The organism is Actinoplanes sp. SE50/110, from assembly GCF_900119315.1.
In the GTDB taxonomy this organism is placed as follows: Bacteria; Actinomycetota; Actinomycetes; order Mycobacteriales; family Micromonosporaceae; genus Actinoplanes.
This window is the reverse complement of sequence record NZ_LT827010.1, coordinates 2256091-2270958: the sequence shown is the minus strand read 5'-3', so window position 1 is coordinate 2270958 and position 14868 is coordinate 2256091. Positions and strand designations below refer to the sequence as shown.

The 14868-nt window shown below is 72.2% G+C and carries 17 protein-coding genes; 10 read left to right on the top strand and 7 right to left on the bottom strand.

The window, feature by feature from the left end; genetic code table 11:
* Positions 1 to 120 precede the first annotated feature (120 nt).
* Positions 121 to 594, top strand: a complete 474-nt coding sequence (locus ACSP50_RS10195) for a hypothetical protein (protein WP_043513868.1) — start codon at positions 121 to 123, stop codon at positions 592 to 594.
* Positions 595 to 796: 202 nt separating this feature from the next.
* Here the strand turns inward: ACSP50_RS10195 and ACSP50_RS10190 are convergent, their stop codons facing one another.
* Genes ACSP50_RS10190 through ACSP50_RS10175 form a run of 4 tightly spaced genes read right to left on the bottom strand, consistent with a single transcriptional unit; the run spans position 797 to position 6056 of the window.
* Positions 797 to 2464 carry an acyl-CoA dehydrogenase family protein gene (locus ACSP50_RS10190; RefSeq protein WP_014689095.1) on the bottom strand — a complete coding sequence of 556 codons (1668 nt, stop codon included), beginning with the start codon at positions 2462 to 2464 and terminating at the stop codon, positions 797 to 799.
* Between the two features lie 3 nt (positions 2465 to 2467).
* Complete coding sequence (locus ACSP50_RS10185; RefSeq protein WP_043511137.1) at positions 2468 to 3004, bottom strand: PadR family transcriptional regulator; 537 nt, start codon at positions 3002 to 3004, stop codon at positions 2468 to 2470.
* Positions 3005 to 3045: 41 nt separating this feature from the next.
* Positions 3046 to 3861, bottom strand: a complete 816-nt coding sequence (locus ACSP50_RS10180) for a patatin-like phospholipase family protein (RefSeq protein ID WP_014689093.1) — start codon at positions 3859 to 3861, stop codon at positions 3046 to 3048.
* The gene (locus ACSP50_RS10175; RefSeq protein ID WP_043513866.1) at positions 3858 to 6056 is read right to left on the bottom strand and encodes a molybdopterin oxidoreductase family protein; all 2199 of its coding nucleotides are present in this window, start codon (positions 6054 to 6056) and stop codon (positions 3858 to 3860) included. The genes ACSP50_RS10180 and ACSP50_RS10175 overlap by 4 nt, the downstream gene beginning before the upstream one ends.
* Positions 6057 to 6179: 123 nt before the next feature.
* Between ACSP50_RS10175 and ACSP50_RS10170 the strand changes: the two genes are divergently transcribed.
* Positions 6180 to 6839 carry a pyridoxal 5'-phosphate synthase gene (locus ACSP50_RS10170; protein ID WP_014689091.1) on the top strand — a complete coding sequence of 220 codons (660 nt, stop codon included), beginning with the start codon at positions 6180 to 6182 and terminating at the stop codon, positions 6837 to 6839.
* A 2-nt stretch (positions 6840 to 6841) separates the two neighbouring features.
* Complete coding sequence (locus ACSP50_RS10165; RefSeq protein WP_043511135.1) at positions 6842 to 7573, top strand: tyrosine-protein phosphatase; 732 nt, start codon at positions 6842 to 6844, stop codon at positions 7571 to 7573.
* Positions 7574 to 7731: 158 nt separating this feature from the next.
* On the opposite strand, the gene ACSP50_RS10160 is transcribed toward ACSP50_RS10165, so the two are convergent.
* Positions 7732 to 8310 (bottom strand): GNAT family N-acetyltransferase, encoded by a 579-nt coding sequence (locus ACSP50_RS10160; protein ID WP_014689089.1) that lies wholly within the window; start codon positions 8308 to 8310, stop codon positions 7732 to 7734.
* Between the two features lie 195 nt (positions 8311 to 8505).
* Between ACSP50_RS10160 and ACSP50_RS10155 the strand changes: the two genes are divergently transcribed.
* The 5 genes from ACSP50_RS10155 (at position 8506) to ACSP50_RS10135 (ending at position 11636) form a co-directional block, all read left to right on the top strand.
* On the top strand, positions 8506 to 8883 hold the full coding sequence (locus ACSP50_RS10155) for a hypothetical protein (RefSeq protein WP_052311547.1): 378 nt from the start codon (positions 8506 to 8508) through the stop codon (positions 8881 to 8883).
* Positions 8880 to 9350, top strand: coding sequence for a MerR family transcriptional regulator (locus tag ACSP50_RS10150; protein ID WP_014689087.1), 471 nt, complete (start codon positions 8880 to 8882; stop codon positions 9348 to 9350). The genes ACSP50_RS10155 and ACSP50_RS10150 overlap by 4 nt, the downstream gene beginning before the upstream one ends.
* Complete coding sequence (locus tag ACSP50_RS10145) at positions 9337 to 9600, top strand: hypothetical protein (RefSeq protein WP_014689086.1); 264 nt, start codon at positions 9337 to 9339, stop codon at positions 9598 to 9600. The genes ACSP50_RS10150 and ACSP50_RS10145 overlap by 14 nt, the downstream gene beginning before the upstream one ends.
* Positions 9601 to 9703: 103 nt before the next feature.
* Positions 9704 to 10807, top strand: coding sequence for a phosphatidylserine/phosphatidylglycerophosphate/cardiolipin synthase family protein (locus ACSP50_RS10140; protein ID WP_014689085.1), 1104 nt, complete (start codon positions 9704 to 9706; stop codon positions 10805 to 10807).
* A gap of 85 nt (positions 10808 to 10892) precedes the next feature.
* A complete protein-coding gene (locus ACSP50_RS10135) occupies positions 10893 to 11636 on the top strand; it encodes a M23 family metallopeptidase (RefSeq protein WP_014689084.1) in 744 nt (247 codons plus the stop codon).
* A gap of 15 nt (positions 11637 to 11651) precedes the next feature.
* Here the strand turns inward: ACSP50_RS10135 and ACSP50_RS10130 are convergent, their stop codons facing one another.
* Both ACSP50_RS10130 and ACSP50_RS44570 read right to left on the bottom strand, forming a co-directional pair.
* Positions 11652 to 12011, bottom strand: coding sequence for a hypothetical protein (locus ACSP50_RS10130; RefSeq protein ID WP_014689083.1), 360 nt, complete (start codon positions 12009 to 12011; stop codon positions 11652 to 11654).
* Positions 12011 to 12139, bottom strand: coding sequence for a hypothetical protein (locus ACSP50_RS44570; RefSeq protein ID WP_255344726.1), 129 nt, complete (start codon positions 12137 to 12139; stop codon positions 12011 to 12013). The genes ACSP50_RS10130 and ACSP50_RS44570 overlap by 1 nt, the downstream gene beginning before the upstream one ends.
* A gap of 452 nt (positions 12140 to 12591) precedes the next feature.
* On the opposite strand from ACSP50_RS44570, the gene ACSP50_RS10125 reads away from it, so the two are divergent.
* Positions 12592 to 14028 carry a GGDEF domain-containing protein gene (locus ACSP50_RS10125; protein WP_014689081.1) on the top strand — a complete coding sequence of 479 codons (1437 nt, stop codon included), beginning with the start codon at positions 12592 to 12594 and terminating at the stop codon, positions 14026 to 14028.
* Between the two features lie 163 nt (positions 14029 to 14191).
* Positions 14192 to 14728, top strand: a complete 537-nt coding sequence (locus ACSP50_RS10120) for a GNAT family N-acetyltransferase (protein WP_014689080.1) — start codon at positions 14192 to 14194, stop codon at positions 14726 to 14728.
* The last annotated feature ends 140 nt before the right edge of the window (positions 14729 to 14868 follow it).

The window sequence follows — 14868 nt, the reverse complement described above, 5'->3', positions numbered from 1 at the left end:
CCCACCGACGGCCTCACGAGCCGGAATCATGCGGGGACAGAACCGGCTCAGCATCCGCTGGTCCACTTCCGCCGCCCGCCGAGCTGCTCGTGGGCAGAGTTCCACGGTAGTGTGGATGTCATGACGGCGGCGTTCGAGGATCTTCCGTTCAGCGAGTTCCTGCACCGGCCGGCGGCGGCGGCCGAGCGCCTGGAGGTGGTGCGGGCGCTGCGGCTACGACGCCGGGATGCGGATGACCTCGCCTTGATGCGGGTGGAGCAGCTGGACCGGGACGGCGTGGTGGTGGATTTGACCGCCCGGCTGCTGGCCGGCCTGGTTCGCACGCAGCCGCCGGGAGCGGTGCGGGCAGTGCTGGCCGAGGCGTTGCCCTGGGTGACGTTCCTGCCCGAGGCCGATGTCGACCAGTTGCTGATGGAGCTGATCGCGGTGGCGCAGGGCGCGGCGTCGCTGGCGAACCTGTCACCGGTGGCGGTCTTGCTGACCCAGTGGCGGCACACCGCGGAGGTGCACGCCGACCCCGCCCTGCTGGAGATCCTCACCCGGGAACCGGAAGGAGACCTTGGGCAGGCCGTCGTGGGGACCGAGGTGCAGTGAGTCCGAAGCGAGGTGATCGTGCGGCGCCACCGCCGGTCGGTGGCGAGTTCGACCTGCGGTTCGCCAATTCGGCCGCGGCGGACGGCTGGGACCAGCTTGCCCGGCAGGCCCCCGCCAACCCGCGACGGGCTCATGACGCGATCCGGGCCGAGGAGCCGGCCGCCCGTCGCAGCGACCGATTCCGCCCACCAGCGCCCCTTGTTCAGCGCATCTCGTACGCACCCACCAGCGCCAGCACCTGCTCCCACACCGCGGCGGTGCGGGCCTCGTCGGCGACCGGGCGGAGCACCTGGGCGAGCGCCCACGCCGCCTGCTCGTCGGTGGTCGTCGTCTTGCCGTGCAGGTCCGTGGCGTACTGCGCGAAGTCCCGGACCAGCACCTCGAAGATCGCGTCGAGCAGCTGAGCGTCGAGGCCGGTCAGCTCGGCCTGTTCCAGGATCAGCTGCCCGTAGACGACCAGTGCGAACAGCTGGCCCACCGACAGGAGGAAGTCCAGGTCGGCGTGCTGCTCCGGAGCCACCGACAGCTCGCACAGCGCGTCGGCCTGCCGGCGGAAGCGGGCCACGTTCGGCAGCTCGGCGAACTTGTCGTAGGCGATCCGCCAGTCGTGGAACCGGATCGCCCCGAGCCCGCGCGCCGGCCCCTGGCGGAACAGGAACTCGTCGTCCGCGGGATCGTCCCGGGTCGGGACCGGGTCGTAGGAAACCGGGTGGTGCAGGTAGTTCGGCATGAACTTGAGGATCAGCGCCAGGTTGACGTGGACGGTGCCCTCCAGCTTCGGCAGGCCCCGGATGTCCATCGCGGCCTTGTCGAAGTAGGTGTCCGCCTCGAAGCCCTTGGCCGCGATCACGTCCCACATCAGGTCGATCACCCGCTCGCCCTCGGTGGTGACCTTCATCTTGGTCATCGGGTTGAACAGCAGGTAGCGGCGGTCGTCGGGGCCGGCCGACCGGAAGTAGTCGACCGCGCGGTCGCTGAACAGCTTCATGGCGACCAGGCGGACGTACGCGTCGGCCAGTTCCCGCCGCACGTGCGGGAAATTCGTCACCGGCTTGCCGTACAGCATCCGCCGGTGCGCGTGGGTGACCGCCTCGTACATGGCGTGCTCGCAGATGCCGATCGCCGCCGTGCACAGGTTGAACTTGCCGACGTTCACCGTGTTCAGCGCGGCGTCGAAGGCGGCCTGTCCGGTGTGCAGGATGTCCTGCTCGCGCACCGGGTAGTCGCGCAGCTCGAAGGTGCTGACGTACATCTGCTTGTTCACGACGTTCTTGATCAGGTGGTACGACGGATGGCGGCTGTCGGCGGTGAAGAACACGTAGCCGTCGTCGGTCTTGCCGAACACCGACACGAGACCGGCCACGTTGCCGTTGCCGATGTAGTACTTGGTGCCGTTGGCCCGCCAAGTGCCGTCCCCGGCCGGGGTGAGCACCATGTCGGTGGCGTAGATGTCCGCCCCGTGCCCCTTCTCGGACAGGCCGAACGCCATCACGTGACCCTCGTCGAGCAGGCGGGCGGCGTGCGCGCGGGCGTCCGCGTTCGCGCTCTGCCACACCGGTCCGAGGCCCAGCACGGTCACCTGCCACACGTACCAGTAATCGAGTCCGTAGAAGCCGAGGATCTCGCTCAGCGCGGCGTTGCGGGCGGTGTCCCACCGCTTGTCGCCGTCACCGCCGGGGGTCATGAAGGTGGCGAACAGCCCCTCCTTGGCCGCGAAGTCCAGGAAGTCGGCGTACCAGGTCCGGTTGATGTAGCTGTCGATCAGCGCCCGCTTGCCGCGCGCCTCGAAGAAGTCGACGGTGGCGCGCAGCAGGCGGCGGGTCTCCGCGTCGAACCGCGCGAAGTCGGCCGTGGCCGGGTTGAACAGCACTGGTCAGAATTCCTCTCGGAGCGTGGTGAGAACGTCGTCGAGCCAGGCGAGGAGCATCCGCTCGTACGCGATGCCGCCGCGCAGCACGACGTGCTGAAGCTTCTGTCCCTTTTTTTCGGAGAAATCGCGTTTTTCTCCGGCGAGGTAGCGGGCCAGCAGATCCTCATGCTCGGCGCGGTAGCGGACCACCTCGTCGATCAGCGCCGCCCGCCCGGCCGCGTCGTCGAACGCCGCCCCGCGCACCTTGACCGCCAGGTCGTGCCGGACCGCCTCGGGCTGCACCGGCTCGTGCAGCCAGCCGGTGAGCACCGCGCGGCCGGTGTCCGAGACGGAGAACTCCCGCTTGTCGGGCCGCCCGTCCTGGCCGACCTCCAGCGCGGTGACCCAGCCGTCCGCCTCCATCCGCTTGAGCACCCGGTAGATCTGCTGGTGGGTGGCGGTCCAGAACCGGCCGATCGACCGCTCGAAGCGGCGGGCCAGCTCGTATCCCGAGCCGGGCCGCTCCAGCAGGGAGACCAGGATCGCGTGTTCCAGGGCCATGCCCGGCATCATGCTATGCAACTTGTTGCATAGCAAGCGGGTCAGCGATTCCGCTCCCGTTCCCACGCCCGGCGCGCCGACCACGCCTCGATCAGCGCCCGCAGCAGCGGCAGCGCCCGCTCGGTCGCCACCCGGCCGGCCTGTTCGAATTCCGGGATCCGGCCCAGTTCCCAGAACGCGTACTCGTCCACCTCCGGGCAGAGCACCAGGTCGGACTCCTCGGCCAGCCGGTCGGTGCCACCGGGCTGCAGCGTGCTGACCGCCACCATGATGTGCAGCAGCGTGGTCGGCGGCCGGCGCGGCAGCGGCCCGGAGACATCCACCGCGATCACCAGGTCGGCGCCCAGCCGGCGGGCCGCGGCGGCCGGGACCATGGTCACCATGCCGCCGTCGACCAGCAGATGCCCGTCCCGCTCCACCGGGGGGAAGACGCCCGGGATGGCCGCGCTGGCCAGCACCGCGGACGCCACCGGGCCGTCGGTCATCACCACCTCCCGCCCGGTGGTCAACTCGCACGCCACCGCCGCGAACGGCAGCTTCAGATCGGCGAAGTCCACGCTCGCCAGCGACGAGTCGAGGAACAGCCCGAGCTTGCTCGTCTCGAAGAGCGCCTTGCGGGTACGCCCGGGGCGCACCAGCCGCGCCCACCGCAACGTCTGCGCCAGTGAGGCGATCTCGGCCGGCGTGCGACCGGCCGCATACAGCGCACCGACCAGCGCGCCCGCGCTCGTCCCGGTGACCACCGAGGGGGACAATCCGGCCCGGTCCAGCGCGTCCAGGACGCCGATGTGGGCGGCCCCGCGGACCGCACCCCCGCCCAGCGCCAGACCGATCCTGATCGGCTCGTCCACGCTCACGCCGGCTTCAGCTCGACCGGGATGCCGTTCAGCACCGAGTTGCCGGACAGCGGGTCCAGGACCAGCTCGTCGGTCAGCACGTTGGAGTTCACCCCGGGATGCGCCGCGGCCACCGCCAGCCGCACCCCGGACAGCGAGTGCCCCCACCCGTGCGGCAGGCTCACCACGCCCGGCATCACCCGGTCGGTCACCTCGACCGGCGCCGCCAGGCTCCCGGCCCGCGACGACACCGCCGCGGACCCGCCGTCGGCCAGCCCCAGCCGGGACGCGTCGGCCGGATGCACCTGCAGTGTGCACCGGTCGCGGCCCTTCACCAGCGCCGGTACGTTGTGCATCCAGCTGTTGTTGGACCGCAGGTGCCGCCGTCCGATCAGCACCATCTCCGGCCGGGGGCGGTCGACCGCGGCCAGCAGCCGGTCCGCCTCGGCGGCCAGCTCCGGCGGGCACAGCTCGACCAGCCCGCTCGGCGTCCGCAGCACCTCCGGGATCCGCGGCCGCAGCGGCCCCAGGTCCACCCCGTGCGGGGACTCGATCAGCCGCCGCAGGGACAGCCCCTCCGGCGCGGCGCCGAACAGGTCGCCGTACGCCCCGGTCCGCAACGCCACATCGAGCAGCCGCTCCGCCGGGCCGTCCCCGGTGACCAACTCCCGCAGTTCGTCCACCGGCCGTCCGGTCGCCTCGGCGACCTTGCCGAGCGCTCCGCTCAGCAGCGCCTCGTGCAGGTCAGCCGGCTCCCCGTCGCGCCCGGAAACGATCAGCGTCAGCTGCGCCAGGATGTCGCACTCGTCCCGCTCGTCGGGCCGCGGCGGCAGCACCGGCGGCGAGTACGCCGCGAAATTGCGCACCGCGAGGGCCAGGAACGAGAAGTCGTAGTGCCCCTTGCGGGTCGCGTCCAGCGGCGGCAGGATCACGTCGGCGTGCCGGGTGGTCTCGTTCAGATACGGGTCGACACTGACCATGAAGTCGAGGCCGGCCAGCGCCCGGTCCAGCCGCTCACTGTTCGGCGTCGACAGCACCGGATTGCCGGCCACCGTCAGCAGCGCCCGCACCTGTCCGTCACCCGGCGTCTCGATCTCGTCGGCCAGCGTCGCCACCGGCAGCTCGCCCTTGACCTCGGGCAGCCCGCGCACCCGGCTGCGCCACCGCCCGGTGCGGAACCCACGCCCGCCGGACGAGCCGCGCCGCAGATGCGCGGCCAGCGGGAACATCACCCCGCCCGGCCGGTCCAGGTTCCCGGTCAGCACGTTCACCACGTCGACCAGCCAGCTGGTCAGCGTCCCGAACTCGACCGTGCAGGTGCCGATCCGCCCGTAGACCGCGGCGGTCGGCGCAGCCGCCAACTCGCGGGCCAGCCCGCGAATCCGCTCCGCGGGAACATCACAGACCGCGGCGACCCGCTCCGGCGGGAAACTCCCGGCCAGGCGGCGCACCTCGTCGACACCATTGACGTACGACGTGAGCCCGCCCAGCTTCGTCAGCCCCTCGGCGAACAACGTGTGCACGATGCCGAACAGCAGGAACGCGTCGGTCCCCGGCCGGATGAACAGGTGCTCGTCGGCGTGCTCGGCGGTCCGCGTCCGCCGCGGATCCACCACCACGAACCGGCCGCCGCGCGCCTGAATGGCCTTGAGCCGCCCCGGGAAGTCGGCCGCCGTGGCCAGGCTGCCGTTCGACTCCCACGGGTTCGCGCCGAGCACCAGCAGGTAGTCGGTACGGTCCAGGTCCGGCACCGGAATGGCCAGCGGGCTGCCGAACAGATAGCCGCACGAGACGTGCTTCGGCATCTGGTCCACGGTGCTGGCCGAGAAGACGTTCCGGGTGCCCAGCGCTTTCAGCAGCGGCGTCACATACAGCCCGCCGGCCATCGTGTGCACGTTCGGGTTTCCCAGGTATGCGGCGACGGCCTGCGGCCCGTACCGCTCGACAATCGGCCGAAGGCCTTCTTGGACCGCGGCGAACGCCTCAGCCCAGGAGACCTCCTCGTGCCGCCCGTTCCGGCGGATCATCGGCCGGCGGAGCCGGTCGGGATCGTCGGTGAGCCGCCCGAAAGTCGCGCCCTTGGGGCAGAGGAAACCGCCGCTGAAAACATGGTCGCGGTCGCCGCGGACCGCGGTCACCGTGCCCTCGTCGACGGTCAGCTCCAGGCCGCAGGCCGCCTCACAGAGCGGACACGTGCGATACGCCGTGTGGCTCACGTCCACCACCTTCCGATCGGGGTTACCGGCCAGTATCCGCCATGGGAGGCGGGTCCGGGTCATCCCATCGGCCCCGGCTCACGTCTTGACCCGCACCCCGGGGTACAGGTTTAGCGTCACCCCGTGACGACGACCGACATCCGGCCATACCTGCGCGGCCTGGCCGTGTTCGCCGGCGACCTGCCCGGCTTCGACCCGGCCGCCGCCCCGCCGCACCCCGAGACCCTGTTCGTCGACTGGCTCGTCGCGGCGGTCGACGCCGGTGTCCGCGAGCCGCACGCCATGACCCTGTCGACGATCGGAGACGACGGCGTCCCCGCGGCCCGGGTCCTGATCCTCAAGAACGTCGACGCCACCGGCTGGCAGTTCGCCGTCCACGCGGCCAGCCCGAAAGGCCGGGATCTGAGCCGGCACCCGGGCGCGGCGCTCACCTTCTACTGGCCGGCGCAGGCCCGTCAGATCCGGGTCCGCGGAACGGTCCGCCCCGAACCGCCCGACCGCAGCGCCGCCGACTTCCTGGCCCGCCCGGCCGGCTCCCGCGCCGAAGCCTCCCTCGGCCGGCAGAGCCGACCCCTCACCGACCGGGAAACCCTGGACTCGGCCGTGCGGGCGGCCCACGAGCGGATCCTCGCCGACCCCGGACACGTCGTTCCGGAGTGGACGCTGCACACCCTGACCGCCGGCACCGTCGAATTCTGGCAGGGCGACCATCAGCGCCGGCACACCCGCCTCCGCTACACCCGCACCGACCCCACCTGGACCCGCGACCTACTCTGGCCCTGACGATGCGGTTGTCGGAGGGCGCTGTGGACGTGGCCGGTGGCCGGGAGCTCACGTGGGACGGGTGTGTCAACGTTCGCGATCTGGGCGGCCTCGGACGGGTGCGGCCCGGCGCGGTGGTCCGGATGGAGGCGCCGACCCGTCTGAGCCGGCACGGGTGGGCGGCGGCCTGGGCGCACGGGGTCCGCACCGTGGTCGATCTGCGCCATGCGAGCGAGTGCCGGCCGGAGGTCGCGTCGAGACCGCCGGGCATCACCACGGTGCGGGTCCCGCTGGAGCCGCCGGGTACACCGTTCTACGAGCGCTGGCAGAGGATCGACAATCTGGCGTCACCGCTGCACTACCCGGCGATGCTGGCCGAGCACCCCGAACTGGTGGTCGCCGCCGTCCAGGCGATCGCGACCGCCGCCCCGGGATGCGTGGTGTTCCACTGTGCCGGCGGAAAGGACCGTACCGGGTTGCTCGCTCTGGTGCTGCTGACCTTGGCCGCGGCGACACCCGGGGAGATCATCGCCGACTATCTGCTGACTTTCGACCGGATGAGGCGGCGGTATGCCGAACTCGGTGCCGGTGACCAGCTCACCGCTGTCAACGAGCTGCTCAACGGCCACGACACCACCATCGCGGCGTCACTGACCGCAACTGTCGAGGCACTGACAATGCCCGACTATCTCCTCGACAACGGTCTGCCCGAGGCCGACCTCGTGGCCCTGTACGCCCGCTTGACAACATGTTGAGCCGGCATCCGACGGCGGTCGTGTCGCGGGTGAGGTGGTCGAGGAATCCGCTGGTTCGGCGACGGCGGGGGCCAGGGCTGCCAGGCGCCTGCCCCTACCGAGCATGCCGATGGCCGGGCATCGCAGATCCTGTGTCCGGACCCCGGCGGTGGGCTCCGCTACCTCGCGGCCGGCGGGGTGAAATCCTTGGCGAGCAGGGCGTATACCGCTACGTCGCGGGGGCCGTCGGGGAAGCGGACCGCGTCGCGCAGCACGCCCTCGCGGAGGAAGCCGAGGCGGTCCGCCAGACGGTGGCTGCGGTGGTTGGTGGTCAGCGTGCGCATCTCGACCCGGTGCAGGCCGAGGTCGCCGAAGGCGTGGTCGAGCACGGCGTGCAGGGTGCGGCTGACGATTCCACGGCCCTCGGCGGCGGCGTCGACCCAGAAGCCGAGCTCGGCGGATGCGGTCGGCGCATCGATGGTCAGGTTCGTCGCGCCGACCAGGTTGTGGCCGTTGCCGGTGGGCACGCCGATGGCGAGGGGCAGGCGTGTGCCGGCGAGCCAGGCGGCCGCGGCGGTCGCCAGGGCGGTGCGGGTGCCTTCCGGGGTCGGTTCACCGAGACCCGGCGACCAGAGCGCCAGGCGGGCATGGTTGGCGGCCAGCAGGGCGTGGTACGCAATGGCGATCGCCGGGGTGCGCGGCATCAGGACCAGGCCGTCGCCGATCGGCCAGACGAACCGGGCACTGGTAATCGGCATTGCACGGATCCTTTGACGTCCGGCGGACAGGTGCCGCGACCGGGCCGAGATTTCGTTGTCGATCGACACCATAGCGTCCGGTCGGATGGCCGGGCCGCCGCGATGTTGCTCGAGTCTTTTCTTCTTCCCGGATTCCCGGCGGTGGCGACCCCGGGGTTGCATCCGGTACCTGGGTACAGGCTTACCGTCGACGGCATGACCCCTCCTGAAGACGATGCGTGGGTGCCGGAAGCGTGCACCCTGCCCACCGCTGACCGGCCGCTGCGGGTGGCCGAGTTCGACAGGCTGTTCGCCACCGCGCTGCGCGGGCAGCGGCGGCTTTCGCCCACGACGCTGTGCTGGGAGCTGGATCCGGCTGCCGAGGCGGAGGCTCGGGAGGCGGCCGGGCGGGAGAGCGGCTGCTGCTCGTTCTTCACCTTCGCCTTCGAGGCGGATGCGGCGGCGCTGCGGGTGCGGGTCACGGTCCCGGCCGGGCAGATCGGTGTCCTGGACGGGCTGCAGCAGCGGGCCGCCGGACAGGCCGGTGCCCGGGGCGGGCTCCGCCGGCAGGCCGGCGGGCGGGTGCGGGCGTGAGCGGGCTGCGGAGCAGCCAGGTGGCCGAGGCGGCCGGGGTGAACCTGCAGACCCTGCGCTACTACGAGCGGCGGGGGCTGATCGCGGAACCGGAGCGCAGCCTCGGCGGGCACCGGCTCTATCCGGCAGAGGCGGTCACCGTCCTCCGGGTGATCAAGGCGGCGCAGCGGCTCGGGTTCACGCTCGACGAGGTGGCCGAGTTGCTCGCGGCCGGTCGGCATCGGCATGGGCGGCCGGACGCCGGGCTTCAGGAGCGGGCGAAGGCGAAGCTTGCCGAGGTGCAGGCGAAGATCGCCGACCTGGAGGTGATCGCCGGGACGTTGCGGGCGGCGGTCGATGCCGGCTGTGACGATCTGGTCGCCTGCGCCGGGCAACCGTGCTGTCCGATTCCGTTCGTCACCATCGCGGGGGCCGCCGGATCAGCGGCCGGGCCGATGCGGGGAGGAGTCGAGGATGTCTCTCGCTGACCGCGTGCGTCGCCTGCTGCCCGCCGGGCTGGTCGGTCTCGCCGGACTGGCGTGCGCCGCCTGCTGTGCCATTCCGGCGCTGCTCGCCGCCGGTGCCGTCTCCGGGGCCGGCTGGGCGGCCGCCGGAGACCGGATGCCGGGGGCGGCTGTCGTGCTCGCCGTGGCCGCCGGCGGCGCCTGGTGGTGGACGGCGCGGCGACGCCACCGCGCCGGATGCGCCGGCGGCGGATGCGCCTGCGCGACACGGTGACCCAGCCGTCCGGCCCCCGCGCCGTCCCCCGTCCGGGTCGTCCGTCCACGCCGGTCACCCAGCCGACACTCATCGGCCACGGGACCGGCGCACACTCGGCCCTATGGGTGTCGACCTCGGTGGTGGAATCGAGTTCTACGCGGGCCCCCCGGTGTTGGGGGCGCCGGACGACCTGGACGCGGTCATCCGCGGGTTCATCGACGGTGCGACCAGCCGGCTGCTGATCGCGGTGCAGGAGCTGGACTCGCGGCTGATCGCGGAGAACATCCTGGCCGCCCGGGCGCGGCGGGTACGGACGCAGATCATCCTGGAGGGCGACTACCTGCGGGAGGAGAAACCGGTCGCCGACCCGTGGGCGGCCACCGGGGAGAACGAGGGCAACCGGGTGATCCACGCGGCGCTGCTGCGCGCCGGGATCGACCTGATCACCGACCTGAACCCGGACATCTTCCATCAGAAGTTCATCGTCCGGGACCCGGGGAAGCCGACCGCGGCGGTGCTGACCGGCTCGGCCAACTTCACCCACACCGACACCGGCACCAACCCGCCGGACATGCTCGACAAGCCGGGCAACAACCTGAACCACGTGGTGGTGTTGCACGGCAGGCAGGCGACCGACCTCTATCTGGCCGAGTTCGAGCGGTTGCGCAGCGGCACGTTCGGGGCGCTGCACGAGCGGGTCGAGCCGCGCCCGAGCGAGTTCCGGCTCGGCGGGCTCCGCGTCAAACCGGTCTTCGCGCCCGATCAGGGGCCGGAGATGGAGATCATGAAGCAGATGCTGAAGGCGACCGAGCGGGTCGACTTCGCGATGTTCACCTTCGCCCAGTCGTCCGGCATCGACGACACGATGGGCTGGATGCTCAAGGCCGGCATCCCGGTCCGCGGCGTCCTCGACCGGGGGCAGGGGTCACAGAAGTGGGCGGCCACGGTGCCGTTGAAGAAGGCCGGGGCGCAGCTGTACGAGAACACGCCGGGCAACGGGGTGCGCAAAGTGCACCACAAGCTGATGGTGATCGATCGGCGGCTGACCATCGTCGGCAGCTTCAACTACACGGCGCCGGCCGCCACCCTCAACGACGAGAACATCGTCGTCCTCGGCGACCTGGAGGAGACCGACCCGGCCGCGATCGCCGCGCAGGAGAGGCTGGCCGGGTACGCGCTGGCCGAGATCGACCGGATCATCACCGAGCTGGCCCGCCCCGCGTGAGTTTGGCGGTGCGGGAAGACCTTCCCTAGAGTGGGCGGTCGGGCGCCGCGGCCGCGGCGTCCCACGGCGGGGAAGGGACGGCACGATGCGCAAGTTCGTGGCCGGAATGGCGGCCATGACGGCGGCGCTCACGCTGGCGGCCTGCGGCAACGGCAAGAGCGACGAGCCGTACTTCGTCGGCGAGGCAAGCTCGGCGGCGCCGGCCAGCGCCGCGCCCGGCCCCGCGGAGTCGGCCACGGCGGAGAGCAGCAGCGCGCCGGTCACGGCGAAGAGCGCGAGCCCCAAGCCCAGCGCCACCACCCCGGTGAACGTCAAGTACGTGTTCCCGGTGGTCGGCAACAACTCGTACGCGCACACGCACCACGACTACCCGGCCAGCGACGTGATCACCAACTGCGGCAACACGTTCCGCGCGGTCACCGGTGGCACCATCCTCGCCGTCACCCGCGTCGACACCTGGAAGGCCTCGGTCAACGCCGGCGCCACCCGCGGCGGCCTGTCGATCTCGCTGCTCGGCGACGACGGCGTCCGCTACTACGGCTCGCACCTGTCGAAGATCGACGCCAAGGTGCAGGTCGGCGCCCGGGTCACCGCCGGTCAGACGATCGGCAAGGTCGGCGATACCGGCGACGCGAGCGCCTGTCACCTGCACTTCGGCATCTCCCCGCCGTGCGCCCGCACCGGCGACTGGTGGAACCAGCGCGGCACCGTCTACCCGTGGCCGTACCTGGACTCGTGGAAGGCCGGGACGAACAAGTCGCCGGTCGACACGGTCAAGAAGTGGAAGGCCGCGCACGGCTGCCCGACCAAGCCGACCGTCGACGGCTGACCCCGGGCCACCCGGTCAGGCGGGTGACGCGACGGGGGCCGGCCGGCGGGACGGCCAGGTGAGCAGGACGGCCAGGATCGCCACGGTCGCCGCCAGGCCGGCGGTGCCGACCACCAGGCTCGGGCGCAGCGACTCGGCGGCCGCGCCCGCCGCCAGCATGGCCAGGCCCTGGATGCCGCACAGGCCGGACATCGCCACGCCGAACGCGCGGGCCCGGTAGGCGGCCGGCACCGCCCGGCCGAACAGCGAGTTCAGCGGGACGCTGAACGCGCCGGCCAGGCCGCTGACGAACAGCAGTGCCAGCACCACCGGCCGCGGCGGGTGGGCGGCCACCGGCAGCAGAGCGGTGGTGGAGAGCACCGCCAGCGGCACCATCAGGCGCGGAAGGCCAGGGCGACCGCGGTCAGCTGATCGCCGATCAGCGACAGCAGGTTCGCGGCGAAGAGGTGGCGGTATTCGCGGACGGCGAAGATCTCGCGGTATCCGGCCGGCTGTCCGGGCAAGCGATCATCCCTGTGGCATGGGTCGACGGCGGGTCGTCCCAGGTCCAGTTGGGACGTCCCGCCGTCGCTGACGGTCAACTCGGTTCAGCTCCAGGTACGACCACGCATCGGGCACCTCCTTAGACCGGCGTCTCGCCGACGCCGATCACCGTACGATTTCTCAATAATTCCGGCATATCGTCTTTTCGTCCGGCAGGGTGGCAACCGGTCGGATTTCCCGATGCCGGACCGGGCGGCCGCGGCATGCCCGGTCGGGCGGGTGCCAGGATGTCCGGGCGGGCGGGGCCTGAAGGATGCCCGGCGGGCGGGGCCTGAAGGATGTCCGGACGGGCGGACCGGAAGGATGTCCGGGTGGCCCGCGCTCAGGTGGCCGGGCGGGAGGCCGATGGAAACGCGCCGGGCACCGCGGGGTGGCCTGCCGAGAACGACCGAGCCGAGAGAGCGGAGAGCGGATGCGCTGGCCCCGAGCCACCGCGCCGGCGTGGATCGTGCACGCCGGCTTCGTGACGTCCGCGCTCGCCGGCGGCGTCGGGTACGCGCTCGGCGGGGCACATGCCCGGGCGGTCGTCTACACGCTGATCGTGCTGCTGTCGATCGGGCTGTTCGGGCAGGCGCTGCTCGCCGGGCACCTGACCCACCGGCGGCCGTGGCTGGTCGCGATCGGCGGTTTGGTGCTGCTGCTCGTCGACCACCTGATCTGGCCGTACTGGATCATCGACGGCCACCTGGGCCGGGCCGAGGGCCGACCGGCCGACCTGGTGCTGGCCGCCGCGCACGGACTGTTCCTGATCGGCGCGTCGATGGCGGTCCGGCACCGGATGAGCGCGGACGCCGGCGGCATCGTCGAAGCCGCGATCTTCGGGGCGTGCACCGGCGGGGCGCTGTGGGCATGCCTGTTCCAGCCGCACCTGGCGGCCACCGCCACCCCGATCGGGGCGGCGCAGGTGCTGACCGACGTGCTGGTGCTCTGCGCCGTCGCCGGCTGCCTGCTCCGGATGGCCGTGGTCGCCACCGGCCCGGCCCGCGGCACCCTGGGATATCTGCTGCTCACCGTGCTGCTGACCGGGTCGGCGCTGGCCGTGGGGTCGGTCGGGGCACCGCACCGCGGCACGTTGTCCGGCCTGTTGATGCTGATCGCCTTCCTGACCATCGGGTTCGGCGCGGTGCACCCGGGCGCACCCGCCACGGTCGAACCCGACACGGTCACCGAACGCCGCCCCGGCCGCTTCCGGCTCAGCTGGCTCGGCGCCGCGCTGAGCGTCAACCCGGCGATCGCCGCGATCCAGGCCGCGCACGGCGTCGCCGCCCCCGACCCGCAGCTGCCCGTCGCCACCCTGCTGGTCATCCCGCTCGTGATGGTCCGTTTCCGCCAGCTCACCGGCCAGCGGGAACGCGCCGAGGAGGTGCTCGCCTACCAGGCCTCGCACGACGAGCTGACCGGCCTGTTCAACCGCCGCCGGATCATGGCCGAGATCGACACCGCGCTGACCGGTCCGCACGACGTGACCGTCCTGCTCTGCGACCTCGACGGCTTCAAACCGGTCAACGACCGGCACGGCCACGCCGCCGGCGACCACGTGCTGCGCACGGTCGGCGAGCGGCTCACCACCCTCACCGGCCCGGCCCACGCCGTCGGCCGCCTCGGCGGCGACGAGTTCCTGGTCCTCTGCCGCGGCGGCACCCCGGACGAGATCGCCGCGCTGCGCGCCACCATCCAGGCCACGGTGCTCGCCCCGATCACCCTGCCCACCGGATCGGTCGCGGTCGGCGTCACGATCGGCACGGCCCAGGCCCCGGCCGGCGGCCGGACCGACCGGGCGACGCTGATCGCCCAGGCCGACGCCCGGATGTACGACGCCAAACCCCGCCGCCGCCATCCCGCCGCCTGATCCTCCTCCTCACCGCCGTCCGCCCGACCGACGCACCCCACCGCGGTCCGTCTGACCGGCCCGCCACGCCCCGCCCGGCCCCGACCGCGCAGGTCGGAGATTTCCGGCGGCGGGAGGCTATTCGGGTTGCCCGGGATGGGTGGGATCGAGCAGGCTGGCCGGCATGGATGCGCCTGAGATGATCAACGCGGGGGAGCTTGTCCTCAAACGCTGGGAGCCGGAGTGGGCCGGCGAGCTGACCGCCGCGGTGCGGGAGTCGCTGCCCGAGCTGACGCCGTTCCTGCCGTGGGCGCACGACGACTACGGTCCGGAGGACAGCCGGTCGTTCATCGCCAGGTCGGTGGAGAACTGGGACGCCGGGACCGAGTTCAACTATGCGATCTTCACGACCGTCGGCGAGGTGATCGGGGCGATCGGGCTGATGACCAGGCTCGGTCCGGGGACGCTGGAGATCGGCTACTGGCTGCGCACCCCGTGGGCCGGGCAGGGGCGGATGACGGTCGCGGTCGGCGCGCTGACCCGGGTGGCGCTGACGCTGCCGGGAGTGCGGCGGGTGGCGATCTGCTACGACGAGGCGAACAAGGCGTCCGCCGCGGTCGCCGCGAAAGCCGGGTTCGTCGAGGTCGGCCGGGAGCACCGGGAGCCGACCGCCCCGGGCGAAACGAACATCCTGGTCACCGCCGAACGCACCGCCGCCTGACCGGCGTGCGGGGAGCGGGTCGCTGACGAGCCGGGTCCGCAGCGACCACCCGGCCCGTCAGCGCGAGGCGCCACCACCGCGGCGCCGCAAACCGGACAGGATGGTGATCCGCCCGTCCCGGCGGATCCGCGACCCGACCG